The organism is Cryptosporangium japonicum (assembly GCF_039524755.1).
GTDB classification, from domain to species: Bacteria; Actinomycetota; Actinomycetes; order Mycobacteriales; family Cryptosporangiaceae; genus Cryptosporangium; species Cryptosporangium japonicum.
Window position 1 is genome coordinate 271,146 of record NZ_BAAAGX010000010.1, and the last position, 20,162, is coordinate 291,307.

Annotated in this window: 24 protein-coding genes and 1 pseudogene; 18 read left to right on the forward strand and 7 right to left on the reverse strand. The window is 72.4% G+C overall.

Features of this window, described 5'->3' with window-relative positions:
* Positions 1 to 8: 8 nt before the first annotated feature.
* The 3 genes from ABD437_RS14190 (at position 9) to ABD437_RS14200 (ending at position 1,891) form a co-directional block, all read left to right on the forward strand.
* Complete coding sequence (locus ABD437_RS14190; RefSeq protein ID WP_344649272.1) at positions 9 to 467, forward strand: hypothetical protein; 459 nt, start codon at positions 9 to 11, stop codon at positions 465 to 467.
* Positions 460 to 711, forward strand: a complete 252-nt coding sequence (locus ABD437_RS14195) for a hypothetical protein (RefSeq protein ID WP_344649273.1) — start codon at positions 460 to 462, stop codon at positions 709 to 711. Before ABD437_RS14190 ends, ABD437_RS14195 begins: the two co-directional genes overlap by 8 nt.
* A gap of 175 nt (positions 712 to 886) precedes the next feature.
* Entirely contained in the window at positions 887 to 1,891 is a 1,005-nt protein-coding gene (locus ABD437_RS14200) for an endo alpha-1,4 polygalactosaminidase (RefSeq protein WP_344649274.1), read from the forward strand.
* A gap of 55 nt (positions 1,892 to 1,946) precedes the next feature.
* On the opposite strand, the gene ABD437_RS14205 is transcribed toward ABD437_RS14200, so the two are convergent.
* Genes ABD437_RS14205 through ABD437_RS14220 form a run of 4 tightly spaced genes read right to left on the reverse strand, consistent with a single transcriptional unit; the run spans position 1,947 to position 5,285 of the window.
* A complete protein-coding gene (locus ABD437_RS14205) occupies positions 1,947 to 2,906 on the reverse strand; it encodes a sugar kinase (RefSeq protein ID WP_344649275.1) in 960 nt (319 codons plus the stop codon).
* Positions 2,903 to 3,520 (reverse strand): bifunctional 4-hydroxy-2-oxoglutarate aldolase/2-dehydro-3-deoxy-phosphogluconate aldolase, encoded by a 618-nt coding sequence (locus ABD437_RS14210; RefSeq protein ID WP_344649276.1) that lies wholly within the window; start codon positions 3,518 to 3,520, stop codon positions 2,903 to 2,905. The genes ABD437_RS14205 and ABD437_RS14210 overlap by 4 nt, the downstream gene beginning before the upstream one ends.
* The gene (locus ABD437_RS14215) at positions 3,517 to 4,272 is read right to left on the reverse strand and encodes an SDR family oxidoreductase (protein WP_344649277.1); all 756 of its coding nucleotides are present in this window, start codon (positions 4,270 to 4,272) and stop codon (positions 3,517 to 3,519) included. Before ABD437_RS14215 ends, ABD437_RS14210 begins: the two co-directional genes overlap by 4 nt.
* Positions 4,269 to 5,285 (reverse strand): zinc-dependent alcohol dehydrogenase, encoded by a 1,017-nt coding sequence (locus ABD437_RS14220; protein ID WP_344649278.1) that lies wholly within the window; start codon positions 5,283 to 5,285, stop codon positions 4,269 to 4,271. Before ABD437_RS14220 ends, ABD437_RS14215 begins: the two co-directional genes overlap by 4 nt.
* 93 nt (positions 5,286 to 5,378) lie before the next feature.
* Between ABD437_RS14220 and ABD437_RS14225 the strand changes: the two genes are divergently transcribed.
* Genes ABD437_RS14225 through ABD437_RS14255 form a run of 7 tightly spaced genes read left to right on the forward strand, consistent with a single transcriptional unit; the run spans position 5,379 to position 11,870 of the window.
* Positions 5,379 to 6,734: an ABC transporter substrate-binding protein gene (locus ABD437_RS14225; RefSeq protein WP_344649279.1), complete on the forward strand. Its 1,356-nt coding sequence runs from the start codon at positions 5,379 to 5,381 to the stop codon at positions 6,732 to 6,734.
* Positions 6,731 to 7,642, forward strand: coding sequence for a carbohydrate ABC transporter permease (locus tag ABD437_RS14230; RefSeq protein WP_344649280.1), 912 nt, complete (start codon positions 6,731 to 6,733; stop codon positions 7,640 to 7,642). The genes ABD437_RS14225 and ABD437_RS14230 overlap by 4 nt, the downstream gene beginning before the upstream one ends.
* 3 nt (positions 7,643 to 7,645) lie before the next feature.
* Positions 7,646 to 8,527, forward strand: a complete 882-nt coding sequence (locus ABD437_RS14235; protein WP_344649281.1) for a carbohydrate ABC transporter permease — start codon at positions 7,646 to 7,648, stop codon at positions 8,525 to 8,527.
* A gap of 28 nt (positions 8,528 to 8,555) precedes the next feature.
* Positions 8,556 to 9,737 carry a mandelate racemase/muconate lactonizing enzyme family protein gene (locus ABD437_RS14240; RefSeq protein ID WP_344649282.1) on the forward strand — a complete coding sequence of 394 codons (1,182 nt, stop codon included), beginning with the start codon at positions 8,556 to 8,558 and terminating at the stop codon, positions 9,735 to 9,737.
* Entirely contained in the window at positions 9,734 to 10,075 is a 342-nt protein-coding gene (locus ABD437_RS14245) for an L-rhamnose mutarotase (protein ID WP_344649283.1), read from the forward strand. Before ABD437_RS14240 ends, ABD437_RS14245 begins: the two co-directional genes overlap by 4 nt.
* Complete coding sequence (locus ABD437_RS14250; RefSeq protein ID WP_344649284.1) at positions 10,072 to 10,878, forward strand: amidohydrolase family protein; 807 nt, start codon at positions 10,072 to 10,074, stop codon at positions 10,876 to 10,878. Before ABD437_RS14245 ends, ABD437_RS14250 begins: the two co-directional genes overlap by 4 nt.
* Positions 10,875 to 11,870, forward strand: coding sequence for an aldo/keto reductase (locus tag ABD437_RS14255; protein WP_344649285.1), 996 nt, complete (start codon positions 10,875 to 10,877; stop codon positions 11,868 to 11,870). Before ABD437_RS14250 ends, ABD437_RS14255 begins: the two co-directional genes overlap by 4 nt.
* Here the strand turns inward: ABD437_RS14255 and ABD437_RS14260 are convergent.
* Together ABD437_RS14260 and ABD437_RS14265 are read right to left on the reverse strand one after the other, a co-directional pair.
* A complete protein-coding gene (locus ABD437_RS14260) occupies positions 11,821 to 12,501 on the reverse strand; it encodes a FadR/GntR family transcriptional regulator (RefSeq protein ID WP_344649286.1) in 681 nt (226 codons plus the stop codon). The two genes, ABD437_RS14255 and ABD437_RS14260, sit on opposite strands and share 50 nt — an antisense overlap.
* Positions 12,502 to 12,605: 104 nt before the next feature.
* Positions 12,606 to 13,175 carry a TetR/AcrR family transcriptional regulator gene (locus ABD437_RS14265; RefSeq protein ID WP_344649465.1) on the reverse strand — a complete coding sequence of 190 codons (570 nt, stop codon included), beginning with the start codon at positions 13,173 to 13,175 and terminating at the stop codon, positions 12,606 to 12,608.
* A gap of 79 nt (positions 13,176 to 13,254) precedes the next feature.
* On the opposite strand from ABD437_RS14265, the pseudogene ABD437_RS14270 reads away from it, so the two are divergent.
* The 4 genes and pseudogenes from ABD437_RS14270 (at position 13,255) to ABD437_RS14285 (ending at position 17,607) form a co-directional block, all read left to right on the forward strand.
* Positions 13,255 to 14,390: pseudogene (locus ABD437_RS14270) on the forward strand (epoxide hydrolase family protein).
* A 79-nt stretch (positions 14,391 to 14,469) separates the two neighbouring features.
* Positions 14,470 to 15,819 (forward strand): cytochrome P450, encoded by a 1,350-nt coding sequence (locus tag ABD437_RS14275; protein ID WP_344649287.1) that lies wholly within the window; start codon positions 14,470 to 14,472, stop codon positions 15,817 to 15,819.
* On the forward strand, positions 15,809 to 16,846 hold the full coding sequence (locus tag ABD437_RS14280; RefSeq protein WP_344649288.1) for a terpene synthase family protein: 1,038 nt from the start codon (positions 15,809 to 15,811) through the stop codon (positions 16,844 to 16,846). The genes ABD437_RS14275 and ABD437_RS14280 overlap by 11 nt, the downstream gene beginning before the upstream one ends.
* Before the next feature lie 80 nt (positions 16,847 to 16,926).
* Positions 16,927 to 17,607, forward strand: a complete 681-nt coding sequence (locus ABD437_RS14285) for a DUF998 domain-containing protein (RefSeq protein ID WP_344649289.1) — start codon at positions 16,927 to 16,929, stop codon at positions 17,605 to 17,607.
* Between the two features lie 19 nt (positions 17,608 to 17,626).
* Here ABD437_RS14285 and ABD437_RS14290 read toward each other — a convergent pair whose 3' ends face one another.
* The gene (locus ABD437_RS14290; protein WP_344649290.1) at positions 17,627 to 17,863 is read right to left on the reverse strand and encodes an SRPBCC family protein; all 237 of its coding nucleotides are present in this window, start codon (positions 17,861 to 17,863) and stop codon (positions 17,627 to 17,629) included.
* Positions 17,864 to 18,073: 210 nt separating this feature from the next.
* Between ABD437_RS14290 and ABD437_RS14295 the strand changes: the two genes are divergently transcribed.
* The 4 genes from ABD437_RS14295 to ABD437_RS14310 all read left to right on the forward strand — a co-directional run bounded on the left by ABD437_RS14295 (position 18,074) and on the right by ABD437_RS14310 (position 20,146).
* On the forward strand, positions 18,074 to 18,211 hold the full coding sequence (locus ABD437_RS14295) for a hypothetical protein (RefSeq protein WP_344649291.1): 138 nt from the start codon (positions 18,074 to 18,076) through the stop codon (positions 18,209 to 18,211).
* A 76-nt stretch (positions 18,212 to 18,287) separates the two neighbouring features.
* Complete coding sequence (locus tag ABD437_RS14300) at positions 18,288 to 18,596, forward strand: TraR/DksA family transcriptional regulator (protein WP_344649292.1); 309 nt, start codon at positions 18,288 to 18,290, stop codon at positions 18,594 to 18,596.
* A 9-nt stretch (positions 18,597 to 18,605) separates the two neighbouring features.
* Complete coding sequence (locus ABD437_RS14305; protein ID WP_344649293.1) at positions 18,606 to 19,853, forward strand: NAD(P)/FAD-dependent oxidoreductase; 1,248 nt, start codon at positions 18,606 to 18,608, stop codon at positions 19,851 to 19,853.
* A complete protein-coding gene (locus ABD437_RS14310) occupies positions 19,850 to 20,146 on the forward strand; it encodes a hypothetical protein (RefSeq protein WP_344649294.1) in 297 nt (98 codons plus the stop codon). Before ABD437_RS14305 ends, ABD437_RS14310 begins: the two co-directional genes overlap by 4 nt.
* Positions 20,147 to 20,162: the final 16 nt, after the last annotated feature.

A 20,162-nucleotide genomic window follows, 5' to 3' on the forward strand; every position in this document is an offset into this window, starting at 1 on the left:
TCCTGTGGATGAACGAGCCAACCTCCGGAACGGCCGTCCTACAATCGACCCGGGAGTTTCCGCTGATCGGGAACTCCACCGAGGCCGCACGCCCGTCGGAAGGAGAGCCGTCGATGACCAGATCGCACGCTTCCGGTGACGTGCCGCTCATCCCGCTTCCCGCGCTGACGCTTCCCGCCCTCCGGCAGGCCGTGGCTACTCTCGTTCCCTCGCGCCTGCCTGAGTTCTTCAATGACATGCAGGCCGCGTTCGTTCGCGCCGGCGACGAGGACAGCGTGGTACCGATCCGCATGTTCTACCGCCAGTGGGGTGTCGTCATCGAGATCGAACGGCACCCGCACACGGCGGCGCGGCTTCACGCGGCGGAAGCCGGGCTCGACGACCCGGACCCGAAGGTTCGCCAACGCGCGATCCAGGAAGCGGGGGAGATCGTCCGTGCGGCCCACCGCCAGGTCGCCGGTGGCTGATTGGCGTTGGAGCTGCGACCCCGACGGGTTATTGGACGACCTGAGCACCGGGGTCCGCGCCGAAGTCGAACACCTCGCGAGCGAGATCACGGTCCGCGACTCGATGGTCTACCTCGACGGGGCTGCTTACACCGGCACCGGCCCAGGCTTACGAACCGAGAGCCGCGGGCGCTTGATGCTGACCTACCTGACCGACATCCGCGGCGAACAGATCGTCATCGTTCAGGTCACGTGTTTCGACTGAGGCACTAGCGGGCCGCGCGACGTACTGACTCTTGCGTGGATGTCCTATCGTGCCGCACATCGCCGCATTGATGGCGATGAGTGATCGAACCCAGCCGGTTCCAGCAGTCCGGCGTTCACGCCAGGGCGACACGCCCGAGGCGGGGTAGATCTCGGCACGCAGGAGTTCACCACACATGCACGCGAACCAAGGACGGCGCAACCGCCGTCTCGTCCTCCGCCGTGCGGCGATGCTGTTCGCCGCGCTCGCGGTCGTCGCCGCCGGCTGCGCCGATGTCGCTGGAGACAACGCGGCCTCGGCGGCCACCACCCGGGCCGCCGCCGTCGAGGCGTTCCTGCCGAACGCGAAGTTCGACTACCAGATCAGCGCCGGGTACACCCCCGCGAGCGGGGTGAAGGTCGTCAGCCGGGACGTCAAGGACACTCCGGCCGGGCTCGGCTACGACATCTGTTACATCAACGGCTTCCAGACGCAGCCCGACGAGAAGGGCAGCGACGGGCAGCCGCTGGAAGGCACCAGCAAGTGGTTCGCCGACGACGCGACCCGCAAGCAGTTGCTGCTGCCGAACCCGACCCCGGACTACCCGACGGCCACCGAGAACCAGCAGTACTCCAAGCCGTACTACGTCGACCCGGGCTGGCCGGACGAGATCATCTTCGACCTGCGCACCGCGGCCAAGCGCACGGCGCTCGCGGCGATCGTCGGGAAGCAGATCCAGGCCTGCGCCGACAAGAAGTTCGACGCGGTCGAGGTCGACAACCTCGACAGCTTCACCCGCGCCTACAGCAACCTCTCCGACCGCAAGCTCGCGCGGGAGGGCAAGGAGCCCAAGGAGGGCGCCCCGCGGCTGATGAGCCAGAGCGACGCCCTCGCGTTCGCTTCTTTGCTGATCACGAAGGCCCACAGCCTGAACCTCGCGATCGCCCAGAAGAACACGGCGGAACTGGGTGACGAGGGCAAGGCCGCGGGCTTCGACCTGGCCGTCGTCGAGGAGTGCGGCGCGACCACCGAGTGCGAGGACTACGCCGAGGTCTGGGGCGGGAACTGGGTCGACATCGAGTACTCCGCGAACGGCTTCAGCAAGGCTTGCAGCAGCGTGAAGTCGACGATCTCGGTCGTCCAGCGCGACAAGGACGTGACGAAGCCGGGCTCCACCGGCTACGTCTACGCCGAGTGCTGACCTGAGAGAACCGTGGGGTCGCCCGGCCCCGACGAGCCGGGCGACCCCACGGCCGTCAGCGGCTGACCGGATCAGCGGTCACGTCGGCGGGGTCCAGGCCAGAGAGGTCCGCGACGCCCTCCCAGTCGCCCGGGTGCCGGCAGGCGGCCGCGCCGAGCCGGGCGCCGGTGAGCAGGCGGTGTTCGGCCGGTCGCCCGGCGACGAGGTCGGCCAGGTAACCCCCGACGAACGCGTCGCCGGCCCCCACCGTCTCCACCGGGCCGCCGAGCGGTACGGCCGGCACCGCGTGCCGCGTGCCCTCGACGCAGGCGACGGCTCCGGCGGCCCCGGCGGTCACGACCACGTGCGCGAACCCCCGCTCCGCCAGTGCGAGCGCGGCCGCTCCGGCGTCGCCGCCGGCCCAGGCCGGCAGCAGGTACGGCACCTCGTCGACGCCGGCGAACACCAGCTGGGCCCGGGCGGCGATCGCGCGGTACACCGGCGACGCGGTTCCGGCCGGCCAGAGACGCCCGCGGTGGTTCACGTCGAACGAGACGGTCGCTCCGGCCGCGCCGGCCCGGTCGAGCAGGTGGTCGACGGCGGACCGCGCCCCGTCGGACAACGCGGGGGTGATGCCGGTGAGGTGCAGCAGCGTCGTCGGGGACAGCGGGATCCGCTCGACGTCCTCGGGGCTCAGCCGGCTGCCCGCGCTCCCCCGCCGGTAGTAGACGACGCCGGTGCGCCCGTCGGCGCTCCGCTCCTTGACCAGCAGCCCGGTGGGGCCGCCCGGATCGACGACCGCGTGCACGTCCACGCCCTCGGCACGCAGCTCACGGACGACGCGACGCCCCAGCGAGTCGTCGCCGACCCGCCCGTACCAGCTGACCGGCGTGCCGCAGCGGGCCAGCGCCATCGCGACGTTGGCCTCGGCGCCGCCGGTGGAGACCGCGACCCGCGGCGCGCACCACAGTGGGCCGTCGTCACCGGCGCGGAACACCGCCAGGGCTTCGCCGACGGTGACGACCCGCTCGATCATCGCCCCACCGCCGCACGGAACTCGCGGGCCCGCGCGGTGATCTCGTCGAAGCGCCCGGCGCCGATCGCGTCCCGGGGTGCGATCCAGCTGGTGGAGACGGTCAGCACGGGGTCGAGGTCGTAGTCGGCGGCGGTGCCGATGCCGATCCCGCCGCTGGGCACGAAGCGGACGTCGGGGAACGGCGCGTGCAGGGCGGGCACCAGCGCGGCGCCGCCCAGCTGCGCGGCCGGGAACAGCTTCACCACCGTGTGCCCGGCCGCGCGCGCCGACATGAGCTCGCTCGCCGTGGCCACCCCGGGGATCGCGGGCACGCCGTGCCGGCTCGCGCGGTTGCTGAGCACCGCGCTGAACCCGGGGCTCACCACGAACCGCGCCCCGGCGTCGACGACGCGGTCGAGCTGTTCGGGCGAGAGCACCGTGCCCGCGCCGACGAGGAACCCGTCGAGCTCCGCCACCGCCGCGACGGCCTCGACCGCGGCCGGCGTGCGCAGCGTGATCTCCGCGCACGGCACGCCGCCGTCGGCGAGGGCGCGGGCGAGCGGCACCGCGTGGCGCGGATCGTCGATCACGACGACCGGCAGGACCCGGATCCGCGCGAGCTCGGTGGTGATCATCGGCCCAGCCACCCACCGTCCACCGGCAGGACCGTGCCCGAGACGTAGTCCGACGCCGCCGAGGCGAGGAATACGGTGGCGCCGGCCAGGTCGTCGCCGCGGCCCCAGCGTCCGGCCGGGATCCGCTCGAGGATCGACCGGGACCGGTCGGGGTCGTCGCGCAGCGCCGCGGTGTTGTCGGTGGCGATGTAGCCGGGCGCGATCGCGTTGACGTTCACGCCCCGGGCGGCCCACTCGTTGGCCAGCGCCCGGGTGAGCCCGGCGACGCCGGACTTGGCCGCGGCGTAACCGGGGACGTTGATGCCGCCCTGGAAGCTCAGCAGGCTCGCGGTGAACACGATCTTGCCCCGGCCGCGGGCCAGCATCGGCGCGGCGACGAGCTGGGTGAGGACGAACTGGCTGGACAGGTCCACCTCGAGCACCCGGTCCCACCAGTCGAGGGGGTGCTCGATCGCGGGCGCCCGCTCGATCGTGCCGGCGTTGTTGATCAGGATGTCCGGTGCGCGCCCGGCGAGTTCGGTGCCGAGCGCGACGACGGCGTCCCGGTCGGCGAAGTCCACCGCACGCGCCTCGAACGACCGGCCCAGCCCTCGGATCGACGTGGCCACCTCGTCGTCGGGCCCCAGCTGCGCGCTGACCCCGATGACGTCGGCGCCGGCTCCGGCCAGGGCCTCGGCCATCGCACGCCCGATGCCGCGGCGCGCGCCGGTGACGACCGCGAGCTGCCCGGTGAGGTCGAAGAGACCACTCATGCGCCCACCTCGACCAGGATCTTCATGGCCCGGCCGGCGGCCAGGTCCTCCATCGCGGCCGCCGTCCCGTCGAGCGGGACGACGTTCGTGACGAGCTCCCCGGCCGGGATGACGCCCTGCCCGAGCAGTTCGATCGCCCGCTCGAAGTCCGAACGCTGGTACACCCGGGCGCCGAGCAGGCGCAGCTCGCGCCAGAAGACGCGCTGCAGGTCGATCTCGCGGGCGGCGCCGTGGATCGCGACGACCACGATCGTGCCCCGGACCTTCGCCAGCGCGGTGGTGGAGCGCACCGCGGCGGCGGCGCCGGACACCTCGAACACGACGTCGGCCCCGTTCCCGCCGGTCCACCGCTCGACCGCGGCGACGACGTCGTCGGTGGCCGTGTCCACGGTGTCGAAGCCGAGCGCGGCGACGCGGGCGCGGCGGCTCTCGTCGACCTCGGCGATGAGCACCTGGGCGCCGGCGTGGCGCGCCACGCAGCCGATGAGCACGCCGATCGGGCCGCCACCGAGCACCACGGCGCGGTCTCCGACCTGCAGCTCGGAGCGCCGGACGTCGTGGACGGCGACGGCCACCGGCTCGACCAGCGCGGCCGTGCGCAGGTCGAGGTCGGCCGGGAGCGGGACGGCGATCGAGGCCGGTACGTTCCACCGCTGCTGCAGCGCGCCCGGCGAGTCGATGCCGACGAACGTCAGGTTCTGGCAGATGTGCTGGTGACCGGCCAGGCACGCCGAACACGTGCCGTCCCAGAGCAGCGGCATCACGGTCAGCGGGTCACCGACGTTCCAGCCGGTCACCCCCGGGCCGACCGCGGCCACGGTGCCGGCGGCCTCGTGGCCGAAGACCAGCGGGGTCCGCACCCGGGCGTCCATGGTGCCGTGGGCGATGTGCAGATCGGTTCCGCAGAGGCCGCAGTACGCGACCGCGACCTGCAGCTCACCGGGGCCCGGCGGCTCGCTCTCCACCGCCGCGACGCGTAACGCCCCGCCACCCTCGTACGCCACACCGCGCATCAACAGCCTCCTCTTGCAAACATCATACGTGTGACCTTATGGTCTGGCCCCACGAAGTCGACGTCAAGGACGACGATCAGAAAAGGACAGGACATGGTTCGGTTCAGAGCCGCTCGACGGTCCCGGTTAGCGGCCCTCGCCGGCGCCGGAGCGCTCACCCTGGCGCTCGCCGCCTGCAACAGCGGTGGCGGTACCACCGCCGGGGAGTACGGGTTCCCCCAGGTCGAGCAGGACGACAAGGCCACGATCACGGTCTGGGTGGACGCCGACCGGACCAAGGCCGCGGACGCGTTCACGAAGGCCAACCCCGATACTCCGATCAAGGTCGTGACCTACGACGGCTCCGCTAACGGCTCGAACTCGTTCCGGACGAAGGTGCAGCTCTTCGACCGTGCCCAGAGCGGCTGGCCGGACGTGGTCTTCTCGTCGCAGAACAACGACGCCGCCTGGGCCAGCCAGAAGAGCAACGGCAAGCAGGCGTTCGCGGCCGTGCTCAACGACGGTCTGGTCGCCCAGGACACGCTCGATCAGTTCACCAGCGGCTCGCTCAACCCGTGCACGGTCGACGGCAAGGTCTACTGCCTGCGTAACGACCTCGCCCAGGCGGTGCTCTGGTACAACAAGACGCTGCTTGACCAGTTCGGGTACCAGGTCCCCAAGACCTGGGAGGAGTACCAGGCCCTGGGCGAGAAGGTGGGCCGGGAGCACCCCGGGTACATCGTCGGCACGGTCGGGGACGCCTGGACGCCCGAGGTCTTCTTCTGGGCCAGCAAGTGCCGGGCGAACGGCATCACCGGGCCCAAGTCGGTCACGGTCGACACCGGGAGCGCCGAGTGCAAGCGCGCGGCCACGATGCTCGACGCGCTGATCGCGAACGGCACGACGCCGAACGTCAGCGTGTTCACGCCCGAGTTCGTCAAGAAGTACTCCGGCAAGGTGCTCCTCATGCCGGGGCCGGCCTGGTACGCGGGCGCGATCTTCAACAACCCGGAGTCGCTCAACGTGCCGAAGGGCCAGCTCGGCGTCGCCCCGCCGCCCGCCTGGGGCAGTGACCAGGCGGTGACCGGCAACGTCGGCGGCGGCACCTGGTTCGTCAGCAGCCACTCGAAGAACCTCAAGGCCGCGGAGTCGTTCGTCCGGTTCGTCACGACGGCCGACGACTACCAGGTCGACGTCGCCCCCGGATACCCCGCCTACGCCCCGGCGGCGGAGAAGTGGGTGCAGAAGCAGGAGACGAGCGGCTACTACGCCACCGACCTGAAAGCCGTGGTCGAAGCGGGCACGTCGATCTGGGACGGTTGGGGCTCCGGCATCTTCAGCCAGGAGGCCGTCTGGGCCAAGACGATCACCCCGGCGATCGCGGACGGCAAGAGCCTGGTCTCGCTGCTGCCCGAGTGGGAGCAGGCGATCACGAACCAGGCCCAGGTGAACGGCTACACGGTCACATGACCGTCCTCGCCGAGGTGGCCCGGGCGACGGGGCGGGCGGCCGCCCCGCGGCGCGGCAGCCGGATGAGCTACGCCTTCATCTCGCTCTACGCGGCGCTCGCGCTCGCGTTCGGCGTCCTGCCCGCCCTCTACGCGGTCTACCTGGCCTTCACCGACGCCGAGGGCGGCTTCGCCGGGATCACCAACTTCTCCAAGGTCGTCGGCGACTTCCGGTTCCGGCCCGCCGTCACCCACGTGGCGATCTACCTGCTGATCTGGTTGGTCGCGCTGGTCGTGCTGGTCACCGTGCTGGCGATCGTGGTGCACGCGATCAAGGTCCGCTGGCTGAGCCGGACGCTCCGGCTCGTCTTCTACCTGCCCGGCGCACTGGCCGGTGCGTCGAGCGTGCTGCTGTGGCTGTTCGTGCTCGACCCGACCGCGAGCCCGGTCGGCGGTCTGCTGACGCTCTTCGGGTTCGACAGCTTCGTCCAGGTCATCGTTCCGGGCAACCTGCCGGTGATCTTCGCGATCATCGCGTTCTGGACCGGGGCCGGCGGCTGGATCGTGATCATGTACGGCGCGCTGAACAACATCAGCGACGAGGTGATGGAGGCCGCGCGGATGGACGGCGCGAGCCCGGTCCAGATCGCCTGGAACATCCAGCTGCCGATGCTGCGCAAGTGGATCTCGTACATGGGCATCATGTCGCTGGCCGCAGGCACCCAGCTGTTCGTCGAGCCGCAGCTGCTCTCCCAGGCCAGCAACGCGATCGTGCCGAACGACTACTCGCTCAACCAGCTCGCCTACCAGTACGCGTTCGGCCAGAACGACTTCAACGGAGCGGCCGCGATCTCGTTGCTGCTGCTCGTCATCGCCCTCGCGCTGTCGGCCGTCTTCGTGACGCGCGGCGGCCTGTTCGAGCGGGACTGATCCATGACCTCGGCGAAACTCAGCGGCTGGAGCGGCCGGACGATCGTCACCGTCGTGCTGACGGCGTTCGTGCTGTTCTTCGCCATCCCGATCGTCTGGCTGCTGCTGGCCACCACGAAGTCGGCCCGCGGCCTGATCGTCGGCAACCCGTTCGCCCCCGGTGGCCTCGGCGACCTGTCGGCGAACTGGAGCGCGCTGTTCTCGTTCCAGGACGGCGCGGTCACCGGCTGGATCGGCAACTCGGCGCTGTACGCGATCGGCGCGCTCGTCATCACGCTGATCGCGGGCATCCCGGCCGGCTACGCGCTGGCGCTGACCGAGTTCCGGGGCCGGCGGCTGCTGCTGGTGCTGACCCTGATCGTCATGCTGATCCCGAACACCGCGCTCGTCCTGCCGATCTTCCTCGAGCTGAACGTGGTCGGGCTGATCGGCAGCCCGCTGTCGGTGATCCTGCCGATGTCGTTCTTCCCGTTCGGCGTGTACCTCACCTACATCTACTTCTCGACGAGCATCCCGCGTGATCTGCTCGCCGCGGCACGCATCGACGGCTGCCGGGAGTACCAGGTCTTCACCAAGGTGGCGTTGCCGCTGGCCGCGCCGATCGTGGCGCTCGTCGCGTTCTTCAGCTTCGTGCAGAACTGGAACAACTTCTTCCTGCCGTTCGTGATGCTGCCCACGAGCGACGGTTACCCCGCGCAGGTGGGGCTGACCTCGCTGCTCGCCTCGACCCCGGCGTTCAACCCCAGCTCGGCCGGTGCGCAGTCCGTCCAGCTCCCGACGCTCGCGCTGGCCACCGTCGTCTCGGTGCTCCCGGTGCTGATCGTCTTCCTCGTCTCACAACGTTTCCTGGTCGCCGGCATGACCGCGGGCGGGACCAAGGAGTGAGTCCCGTCCGCCCGAAGAAGGAGTTCCGATGAAGGTCACCGGCTATCGCAGTCTGCTGACCACGCACGAGTGGGGCCGGCTGACCGGTGATGCCAACGGTGTGATGCCCGGTCCGCGGACCGACGTGCACGTGCTGATCCTCGAGACCGACGACGGGCTCGAGGGTGTCGGCGTCGGAGCGCACGGCGACATCGACCGGGTCTTCGACGCCGTCGTCGGCGAGGATCCCCGGGCCGTCACCGCCCTCTACGACCGGATGCTCAACCGGGTCTTCAAGACCGGCCACGCGGGCGCCACGTTCGGCGCGATCGGCGCGATCGACATGGCGCTCTGGGACCTCAAGGCGAAGTACGCCGACGAACCACTGTGGCGAACTCTGGGAGCCTTGAACCGGTTCGTCCCGGGGTACGCCTCGGGTCTGGACATCGCGCTGGACGACGAGGAGCTCGTGGAGCTCTACCGGCGCTACGCCGATCGGGGGTTCAGCGCGGCCAAGCTCAAAGGCGGCCACGACGTCGAGCACGACCGGCGCCGGCTGCTGGCCGTCCGGGACGTGCTCGCCCGCAACTCCGACCGACCGGCCCTGATGCTCGACGCGAACGAGTCCTGGAACCGTACCCAGGCCGTCCGCTACCTGACCGAACTGGAGCGCGCCATCGACCTCGCCTGGATCGAGGAACCGTTGCGCCGGTGGGACGCCGCCGGTCACGCCTCCGTGCGCCAGCACGTGCGCACGGCCGTGGCCACCGGCGAGAACCTCACCGGCCTGGAGCAGTACCGGCCGCTGCTCGACGCCGACGCGGTCGACGTCGTCCAGGTCGGCAACGTCTGGGGCATCACGCACTTCCTGCGGGTCGCCGCGGTCGCGCACAGCCGTGACCTGCCGGTGAGCCCGGTGTCGTACCACGCGAACCCGCTGGCCCACGCGGCCGCCGCGATCCCCAACCACCTGTCGTTCGAGATCCAGCACCTGCACTCGCCGATCGGGCTCGACATCGACCAGGAGTTCACCGACGGCGGCATCGTGCTCGGCGACGAGCCGGGGCTCGGCATCCGGGTCGACGAGACACGCATCCGGGCGGCGGCACCGGCCACTCCCCTGGCCGGCACCGCCGGGCCGCACGTCCGTCCCGACCGGGCCGGGCTGCGGCTGGTGCCCGATCCGGACCGGATGACACCCGCCCCGGCGGCGCTGGGGACCTCGGCGTGAGCGCCGCCGAGCCGCAGCGGCACGCGTTCGTCGTCGGGCTCCGGCCCGAGAAGCGGGAGGAGTACCTCCGCCTGCACCGGGAGGTCTGGCCCCAGGTCGAGCAGACGCTGCGCGACGCGAACGTCACCAACTACTCGATCTTCCTGACCGGCGACACGCTGTTCGCCTACTACGAGTACGTCGGCGACGACCACGACGCCGACCTGGCCCGGGTCGCCGAGGACCCGGTCACGCGCGAGTGGTGGACGCACACCGACCCGTGCCAGGTCCGCATCGTCGACGAGCGGGTGCCGGGTGCGCTCTGGCAGCCGCTCGACGAGATCTGGCACCTGTCGTGACCGGCCGGATCGACGCGCACGTGCACCTCTGGCGGCGCGCCACCGACCCGCAGCCCTGGATCGACCCGGTCACCATGGCGGTGATCGACCGCGACTTCGCCGCCGACGACCTCGCGCGGATGCTCGCCGCCACCGGCGTCGACACGGCGGTGGTCGTGCAGTCGGTCAACGACCTGGGTGAGACCCAGCGGCTGCTGGGCGGGCCGTCGCCGGTCGTCGGCTGGATCGACCTGACCGCCGACGTCGCCGCGCAACTGGAGAAGCTCGGCACCGAGGGGCGGCTGGTCGGGGTCCGCCACCTCGTCCACGTGGACTCCGATCCGCGCTGGCTCGGCCGGCCCGACGTGGGCGCGTCCCTCGACACGCTGGCGGCCCACGGCCTCGGGTTCGACCTGGTCGTGCGGTGGTGGCAGCTGGAGCTGGCGGCGGGCGTCGCGGCCGCCCGGCCCGGTACCCGGTTCGTGCTCGACCATCTCGGCGGCGTCGCCGAGTGCGACGACGACGACGGCTGGGAGCGTGGGCTCCGTGCGCTCGCGGCCCTGCCGAACGTGGCCGCGAAGATCTCCGGCCTGGCCGCGCTGGTGCCCGACACCGCCCGGCTGCGCCGGGTGACCGAGGTCGCGCTCGACGCGTTCGGTCCGCACCGGCTGATGTACGGATCGGACTGGCCGCTGGCGCTGCTCGGCGTCGGACCGGTGGCCTGGCGCGCGGCGGTGGACGAGCTGACCGGCGACCTGAGCGCCGACGAGCGCCGGGCGGTCGACGGCGGCACCGCCGCGGCGTGGTACGGACTCGAGCCGTGATCCCCGGAGCCCTCGGCCTGGGCGGCGCGCCGTTCGGCAACTTCGCCGCCGCGATGGACGACGAGACGGCCCGCCGCACGCTGGACCGGGCCTGGGACCGCGGTATCCGCTACTTCGACACCGCGCCGCACTACGGCCTGGGCCTGTCCGAACGTCGTCTCGGCGCCGCGCTGCGACGTCGTCCGCGGGACGAGTTCGTGGTCTCCACGAAGGTCGGCCGGCTGCTCGTGCCGCGGGTACCGCCGCGCGCGTCCGACGACGACGGCTTCCTGGTGCCGGGTGACCTGGAGCGGCGCTGGGACTTCACCGCCGAGGGCGTCGAGCGGTCGCTCGGTGAGAGCCTCGAACGGCTCGGCCTCGACGCGGTCGACGTCCTCTACGCCCACGACCCGGATCAGGCCTGGGCGTCCGCGGCCCGGGAGGCGCTGGCGTCGCTGGCCCGGTTGAAGCGGGCCGGTCTCGTCTCGGCGATCGGCATCGGCACGAACTCCACCGCCGGTCTGGCCACGCTCGTCGACGAGGGTCTGGTCGACGTGATCATGCTCGCCAACCGCTACTCGCTGCTCGACCACAGCGCGCTGGAGACCGTGCTCGAGCCCGCGCGGAAGGCCGGCGTCACGGTCGTGGCCGTGGGGGTGTTCGCCACCGGGTTGCTCTCGACGGCCCGGCCCGCCGCCGGGGCGACGTTCGACTACCGCCCCGCCGACGCCGCGGTGCTGGCCCGCACCCGGCGGATCGCGGAGATCTGCGCGGACCACCTCGTCGAGCTGCCGGTCGCGGCGCTCGCGTTCCCGCTGCTGCACCCGGCCGTCACGGCGGTCGCGGTCGGCATGCGGTCCCCCGAGGAGGTCGACGAGAACGTCGAGCGGTTCGCCGTCGACGTGCCGCCCGGGCTGTGGCGCGACCTGGTCTCGGCCGGGTTCCTGCCGGCCGGCGCGGTGCCTACGCGCTCTCCGCGGGACCGGCCAGGCGACGCCGCCGCCACGAGCTGAGGATGTGCTCGCGCATCGCCCGCTCGGCGCCCTCGACGTCGTTGCGGGCGATCGCGTCGACCACCCGGCCGTGCTCGGAGATCGTGGACTCGAACGCGCCCTCGTAGTCGGCGCCCTGGTAGCGGGTGCTCTCCAGCGCGCGCCGGTACAGCCGCTTGGCGATGTTCTCCGCCAGCCGGTTGCGTGAGATCTCCATGATCGTCAGGTGGAAGACGACGTCCTCCTGCCGGGACGCGTCGCTCTCCTGCTGCATCCCGCGCATGGTCTCGTGCACCTGCCGGATGCGGTCGAGTTCCTCCGGCGTGTTCCGCGCCGCGACCGCACCGGCCATCGCCGACTCCAGGTGGCCGCGCACGACCGTCAGCTCGTCGAGAATGCCCAGCGACTCGTCGTTGTCGATCAGCGCCGACAGGATCGTCGGGTCCAGCATGTTCCAGGCCCCGGACCGGTTGACCTGGGTTCCGCGGCCCTGTGCGACGACGACCAGGCCCTTCTCCTCGAGCCGCTTGATCGACTCCCGGATCACCGTGCGGCTCACGCCGAAGTGTTCGCTGAGCGGCGCCTCGGGCGGCAGCAACTCTCCCTCGGCCACCTCGCCGGTGACGATCATCTCGACGAGTTCACTGGTCACCGCGGTTCCCAGCCGCTCCGCTCGGCCGCGTGGAGGAAGAGCGAACGCGTCGGGTCGGGCAACCATGGGTGCAATATACGGGCCGGACCGCGCCCGGCTCCCGGTCAGGGCCGGTCGTCGACGAGGGCGATCGCCCTGGCCCTGGGAACGCCCAGCGTCAGCAGGCTGGTGATCGTCGCGGCGCGGGCGCCGAGGGTGCCGGTCGAGCGCTCGACGTCGGCGACGGCGAACACGACGCCGTACGCCACCTGGCTCAGGACGTCCGCCGGGAGGTCCCGCGCGAACACGTCGTCGTCCTGCCCGCGTTCGACGAGGTCGGCGAGGAGCTCGTCGACCGGCCCGAGCAGGCCGTGGATCGCCTCGCCGAACTCGCCCCGGCGCAGCGCGAGCAGCACCCGGTACCGGTGGGTCACCGGCCAGACGCTGGCGACGAACGCGGCCCAGGTGGCGTCGGCCTCCGGGTGGGTGGCGCCGGCTTTGGTGAGCACGAGCGTCATCTCGGTGACGGCCCGTTCGGTGAGCGTCCGCACCAGGTCGAGGCGCGACGGGAAGTGGCCGTAGACGGTGCGGCGCACGACACCGGCGGCGACGGCGATCTCGCCCATGCCGGCGTCGGGGTTCTCTCCGAGCACCTCGAGGGCGACCTCGAGGATGCGTTCGCGGTTCTCCTTCATCGGCACGACTTCAGTGTTGCACACCGGTGTGCAAATTCCTACGCTGCACACCGGTGTGCAATTTCGTCTGGAGGTACCGATGACCATCCGCCCGTTCACCGTCACGATCCCGGAGGCCGAGATCGCGGATCTGAAGCAGCGTCTGGCCCGCACCCGCTGGCCCGCCACCGAGACCGTGCCCGACTGGTCGCAGGGCGTCCGCGTGGAGAACGCCCGGTCGCTCGTCGACTACTGGCAGCACGGCTACGACTGGCGCCGGCTGGAGTCCGATCTCAACCGCCACCCCCAGTTCCTGACCGAGCTCGACGGGCTGGACATCCACTTCGTCCACGTCCGGTCACGCAACCCGGGCACGCTGCCGCTGCTGCTCACCCACGGCTGGCCGGGCTCCAACCTCGATTTCCTCGGGCTGATCGGCCCGCTCACCGATCCGGTGTCGTTCGGCGGCGACGCCGCGGATTCGTTCGACGTCGTGATCCCGTCGCTGCCGGGGTTCGGGTTCTCCCAGAAGCCGCGCGCGACCGGCTGGACGGCCGCCCGCACCGCCGCCGCCTGGGCCGAACTGATGACCCGCCTCGGGTACACCCAGTGGGCCGCGCACGGCGGCGACTGGGGCGCCGCCGTCACCACCGCGCTCGGCGCCGCGCGCCCGCCGGGCTGCTCGGCATCCACCTGACCTCCACGCTCGCGTTCCCCGCGTCGCCGCCCGCCGCGCCGTCGCCGGAGGAGCGCGCGGCGATGGAGACGCTCGCCTACTACACCGGCGAGCTCGGCGGGTCGAACCACCTCCAGGGCACGAAGCCGGAGACGGTCGGCTTCGCGCTGGCCGACTCCCCCGCGGGCCAGGCCGCCTGGATCTACGAGAAGTACCAGTCCAAGACCGACAACCGCGGGCTCGCCGAGGACGCCCTGAGCCGCGACGCCATGCTCGACTCGATCTCGCTCTCCTGGTTCACCAACAGCGCGGCGTCGTCCGGGCGCATCTACTGGGAGAACCGGGCCGGGTCCTTCGCCGGCCCGCGGCTGACGCTGCCGGTCGCGGTCACCGTCTTCCCGAAAGACGTCCCCCGGGCGGCCCGCAGCTGGATCGACGACACCTACCCCACCCTGATCCACTACGGCGAAGCCGCCCGCGGCGGGCACTTCGCGGCCCTGGAACAGCCCGAGATCCTGGTCGACGAAGTGCGCACCGGCCTGCGCGCGCTCCGCTCCTGACCGCCCCGGCGGCGGTCCACCGCTCCACTGACGTCCGTCCGAAGTAAGGTAGGAGTCCTACCTACTTGACGAGGCGATGATGCAGAACACGGCACCGAAAGCTGTTCCGGGCGCGTTACCGCTGCTCGGTCACGTCGTACCGCTGCTCCGGCGCCCGCTGGAGTTCATGGATGAACTGCGGCACCACGGCCCGGTCGTCCGTCTCGGTCTCGGCCGCGTACCGGTCTACGTGGTCACCGACGCGCAGCTGACGTACTCGATGCTCACCGCCGAGTCCGCCTCCTTCCGCAAAGGCGGCCGGCTGATCGAGGCGCTGAGCCGGTTCGCCGGGAACGGCCTCGCGACCGTGCCCGACGGGGACCGGCACCGGCGTCAGCGCCGGCTGATGCAGCCGATGTTCAGCCGGTCGTTCATCGCCGGGCGGGCCGGGGTGATGATCGAGACGGCCCGCTCGGTGGTGGGCGGCTGGGCGGCCGGTGAGCCCCGACGCACCGACGACGACATGCAGGAGCTGACGCTGTCGGTGTTCCTCGCCGCGCTGCTGGGGACGCAGCCGCCCACCGACGTCCGGCAGGAGTTCCAGCGGGTGCTGCCCGACGTCATGGCGGGCACGATCCGGGCCACGATCCTGCCGCGCGCGCTCGGGGCGATCCCGACCCCGACCCAGCGCCGCTACCGGGCCAGCCTCCGCGACCTGCGGACGGCGATCGGCGCCCTGATCGACGCGCACGGTGGGCGTCCGGCCGACCCCGACCGGGCCGGCCTGCTCGACCTGCTGCTCGACGCCGAGGACCCGGACAGCGGTCAGCGGATGAGCCGCACGCAGCTCGAGGACGAGGTGATCACGTTCGTCACGACGAACGGCCAGGCGTCCACCGCGAGCATCCTGTGGGCGCTGTACGAGGTCGGCCGCGCCCCCGACGTCGAGCGGGCCGTGCACGCGGAGCTCGACGCGGTGTGCGGCGACCGAGCGCTGCGGCCCGACGACCTCGCGTCGCTGACCTACCTGCGCCAGATCATCCACGAGACGATGCGGCTCTACGGCCCGGCCTGGCTGCTGACCCGCAAGGTCAGCGCTCCGGGCCGGCTGGGGGACTTCGAGCTCCCGGTGGGCGCCGACGTCGTGTTCAGCCCGTACGTCATCCACCGTGATCCGGTCGTCTACCCCGACCCGGCGCGGTTCGACCCCGGCCGCTGGTCGCCGGAGCGGGCCCGGTCGATCCCGCGCACCGCGTTCCTGCCGTTCGGCGCCGGCACCCGGCAGTGCATCGGGGACAACTTCGCCTGGGACGAGATGACGATCATCCTGGCCGAGACGTTCCGGCAGTGGCGGATGGCGCCCACCGGGCGCGTCCCGAAGGCGGTGCCGCGGGTGACGATCCACCCCGACCGGCTGGTGATGACGCCGGAGGACGTCCGTGCCGCCTGAGCCGGTTCCTCCGCTGTACTGCCCGTTGCCGACGCGGATGCATCCGGAGTCCGGGGCGATCGGTCGCCGCAGCGTCGCCTGGCTGGAACAGTTCGGACTGCTCGACGACGAGCGGATGCGCGACCGGATCCGGGCCACCCGGCCGGCCGAGTGGGCGTGCCGGATCGCGCCCGCCGGTGCCGGGCCCGGTCTGCAGCTCGTCTCGGACTGGACGCACCTCGGGTTCGTGATCGACGACAGCCGGTTCGACGCCGGACCGATCGCCGACCGGCCCGGCCGGCTGATCCCGCTGATGATGCGGTTGATGCACGCGCTCGACCACCCGGAGGCACCCGCGGACGACGATCCGTTCGCGGCCGCGTTCCGGAACCTGTCGGCCCGTGCGCGGGCCTGCGCTCCGGCGGCGGTGGTGCGGCGCTGGGCCGACGGCAACCTGGAGTGGTTCTTCTCGGTGGCCTGCCTGACCGCGTACCGGGTGGCCGGCACCATGCCCACGCTCACCGAGTACCTGAACCTCGGGCCGCGCGACCGGGCGATGCGGCTCACCGGCTCGCTGATCGAGCTGGCGGAGGGCAGCGTCCTGACCGACGCCGACCGGGAGGAGCCCGCCGTCCGCGCGGTCACGCAGGCCGCCAACCTGCTCGTCACGATCGGGAACGACCTGTTCTCGTTCCGCAAGGAGGCCGACGACGACGTGCTGGAGTCCAACATCGTCGGCGTGATCCAGCACCGGGACGCGTGCCCGGCGGAGGAGGCGCTGGCCCGCACGGTCGAGCTCCACGACCGGGTGATGTGCCTCTACCTGGGCCTGCGTGCCCAGCTCGACGCGGACGGCGCGCCCACCGTGCGCCGGCACCTGACCCAGCTCGACCACCTGATCCGCGGCAATCTGGAGTGGAGCGTCCGGGTGCCGCGCTACGGCACCGCCTCGGCGTCACCGTGGGCCGACACGCCCGCGGACGGTCGCCCGGCCGCCCCGCACCTCGCGCCGATCGACTGGTGGTGGGAGCAGGTACGCACCGCGTGAGAGCGCGGTGAGAGCCCGGTGACAGCCGTCCACCGCAGTCTTCGCACGGTTCGTTACTCCGACTCCGTGCGGGAGACATCATGCACACTCCGGTCGACAGCATCATCGGGCAACGCGCGCTGGACGCCGTGGTGAACAGGCGGGCGGCGGCGGCACTCGTCGCCGCCAGTGCGGTGTTCTTCACCGCCGAGTTCGTCACCGCGGCGGCGTGGTCGGACCCGCCGTACAGCTACACGCATCACTTCGTCAGCGACCTCGGGGTGCACGGCCCGGCCACCGCGTTCGGGCAGTTCATGTACTCGCCGCTGGCCTGGGTCATGAACACCGGCTTCGTCCTGTTCGGGCTGGCCGCGCTGGCCGGCGTGGTGCTGCTGCGGGGGCTGCCGGCCCGGCGCCGCCGGATGGTGGTCGCGCTCGGGGCGGCGCTCGGCGCGGGCGGCGTCCTGGTGGGGCTGTTCCCGGGCTCCGGCGACGACGGCACGACCGACTACCACGGGCTGGGCGCGCTGCTGGCGTTCGTCGCCGGCAACGTGCTCTCGATCCTGCTCGGGCGCTCGTACCGTTCCCTCGGCGTCTCCCGCCGGCTGGGCCGGACCCTGGTGACGTTCGGCGCGGCCGGCCTGGTCTCGCTGGTCGCGTTCGGGGTGGTCCTCGGCTCCGGCGCCGGCATCCTGATCGGCCTGGTCGAACGCGGAATCCTCTACCCGTTCCTGGTCGGCTTCGTCCTGCTGGGCCGGGCCCTGTGGCGCGCCCGTCCCTGACCGACCGGGCCGCCGGGCGCTACCGCGCTTCGGCCGCGTCCACCAGAAACCCCGTCCAGCGGGCGAGTCCCTCGTCGAGCGCGGCCCGGACCTGGTCCACGGCCGCGTCGACGGGCGGACCGGCGAGGAACTCCGCGGCCGACACGGTCAGACCGTCGCCGCCGGTCGCGAGGGTCCACGCGGACACGCCGGAGATCCCGCCGGCGCCGTTGGCCTGGCCCGACCAGACCAGACGCTCGAGCGGGCGTACCAGCACGACCCGCGAGCGGTGCGGCGGTGCCGCGTCGCCTCGGCGAAAACCACCTATCTTCCCGGCGCCAACGCCGCCTTTCGTTGCCTGGCGTCGGCAACGAAGGGCGGCGAAGGTTGGCCGGTGGCTGCCCTACTCCCCCGCTCGCTCCTGACGGAGGCTGGGGGTGTCCCGGCCGACCGGGGCCGCCCGAACCCAGGAGGAGGTGATCCGGTGATGTCCGCACCGTTCGCGTCGTGCACGGTGGCTGCCGGAACGCCCCGCCGGGCGGTGCGCGGCGTGCCGGGCACGACGACGCTCCGCCCGTACGCCGGGGAGCACCGGAAGAGCTCGGCGCCGCCGGGTCCGGGCTGATCGTCGCGTTTCCCCGATCCGCCACCGCGCCCCGGCCTCGCCCGGGGCGTTTCTTCGTCCGCCCAAGGAGTCCCTGATGTCGATCGTCGCCGCGTCCACGGATCACCAGACGTTCCGCGCGCTGCTGGTGGTCCACCGCGAGGAGTGCGTGCGTCAGCGGCAGGTGATCGCCGCCGAGGAGTTCGCGTCGCCCGGCGACCCGGTGATCGCCGGCCGGGCCGCGGAGCTGCTGCGCACGGTCGAGGAGATCGACGCCGCGCTCGAACGGGTCGAGGCGGGCACCTACGGGCGGTGCGTGCGCTGCGGGGCCGCGATCGCGGGCGAGCGGCTGGAGGTCCGCCCGCACGCCGCCGCGTGCGTCAGCTGCGCCCGGTCCGGACGCTGAGGGGCCGGGATGTCCTCCGCACCCCAGGACGTCGCGGTCGTCGGAGCGGGACTGGTCGGCCTGGCCACCGCCTGGTTCCTGCAGGAGGCCGGCGTCACCGTCACCGTCTACGAGCGACGCCACGTCGCCGCGGGCGCCTCGTGGGGTAACGCCGGCTGGCTGACGCCCGGCCTGACCGTGCCGCTGCCCGAGCCCGCGGTGCTCCGCTACGGGCTGCGGGCGCTGCTCAGCCCCGCGTCGCCGGTGTACCTGCCGCTGCGTGCCGACCCGGCGCTGTGGCGCTTCCTGCGGGGCTTCGTCGCGCACAGCACCCACCGCCGGTGGCGGCGCGGCCTCGCCGCCTACGTCCCGGTCAACCAGCGGGCGCTCGAGGCGTTCGACGTCCTGGCCGCGGGCGGGGTGAGCGTGCCGACCCGCGCCGCGACCCCGTTCCTGGCCGGTTTCCGCACCGGACGCGAGGCCCGCGGGATGCTCACCGAGCTGACGGCGATCCGCGACGCCGGCCAGGACGTGCGGTTCCGGCCGGTGCTCAACTGGCGGGCCCAGGCGCTCGAGCCGGCCCTGTCCGACCGCGTGCGTGCCGCGATCGTCGTCGAGGGCCAGCGCTACCTGGATCCGCCGGAGTACCTGCGTTCGCTGGGCATGGCGGTCCGGGCGCGACACGGCCGGATCGTCGAGAACGTCGACGTGACCGCGGTACGACCGGGGGCGACGAGCGCGACCGTGGTGCGCTCCACCGGGCAGCAGTACCGGCACGACGCGGTCGTGCTCGCGACCGGCGCGGAGCTCACCCGGCTGGCCGGCGCGCTCGGCGTGCGTCAGCCGGTGCAGGCCGGTCGCGGTTACAGCTTCAGCGTGCCCGCCGATCCGCTACCGGCCGGGCCGCTGTACTTCCCCGGGCAGCGGGTGGCCTGCACGCCGCTGCGTGGCCGGCTCCGGATCGCCGGGATGATGGAGTTCCGCCGTCCGGACGACCCGCTCGACCCCCGCCGGATCGCCGCGATCGTCGAGGCCGTCCGGCCCCTCCTGACCGGGGTGGACCTCGAGGACCGGGCGGACGAGTGGGTGGGGTCGCGGCCCTGCACCGCCGACGGGCTCCCGCTGATCGGCCCGACCGCCGCACCGCGGGTGTTCGTCGCCGGTGGTCACGGCATGTGGGGCATCGCGCTCGGCCCGATCACCGGTCAGTTGCTGGCCGAGACCGTACTCAAGGGTGAGGCCCCGCCGGAGCTCGCCCCGTTCGACCCGCTCCGGTGAGCACGACGACGTCGCTCTGGCTGTCGTTCTCCGCCGGGAACGTCCCGGCGGCCCGGCTCACCGGACGGTTCCCGGCACCGGCCGTCGACGCGATCACCCGGCTCGTCGACGACGTCCTGGCCCGCAACCCGGGCGGCGGCGAGCTCGTCGTGAGCCGGCGCGAGGACACGGTGCTGATCGAGGTGCTCTCCCGGCATCCGGGCGGGGCAGACAGCCCCGGTACGTCGGCGGACCGCGGCTCGTTTCCGGTGGACGGCGGCACCGTGACGTGGATCGAGCTACCGCTGCCCTGACCGGCGCGTGACCGGA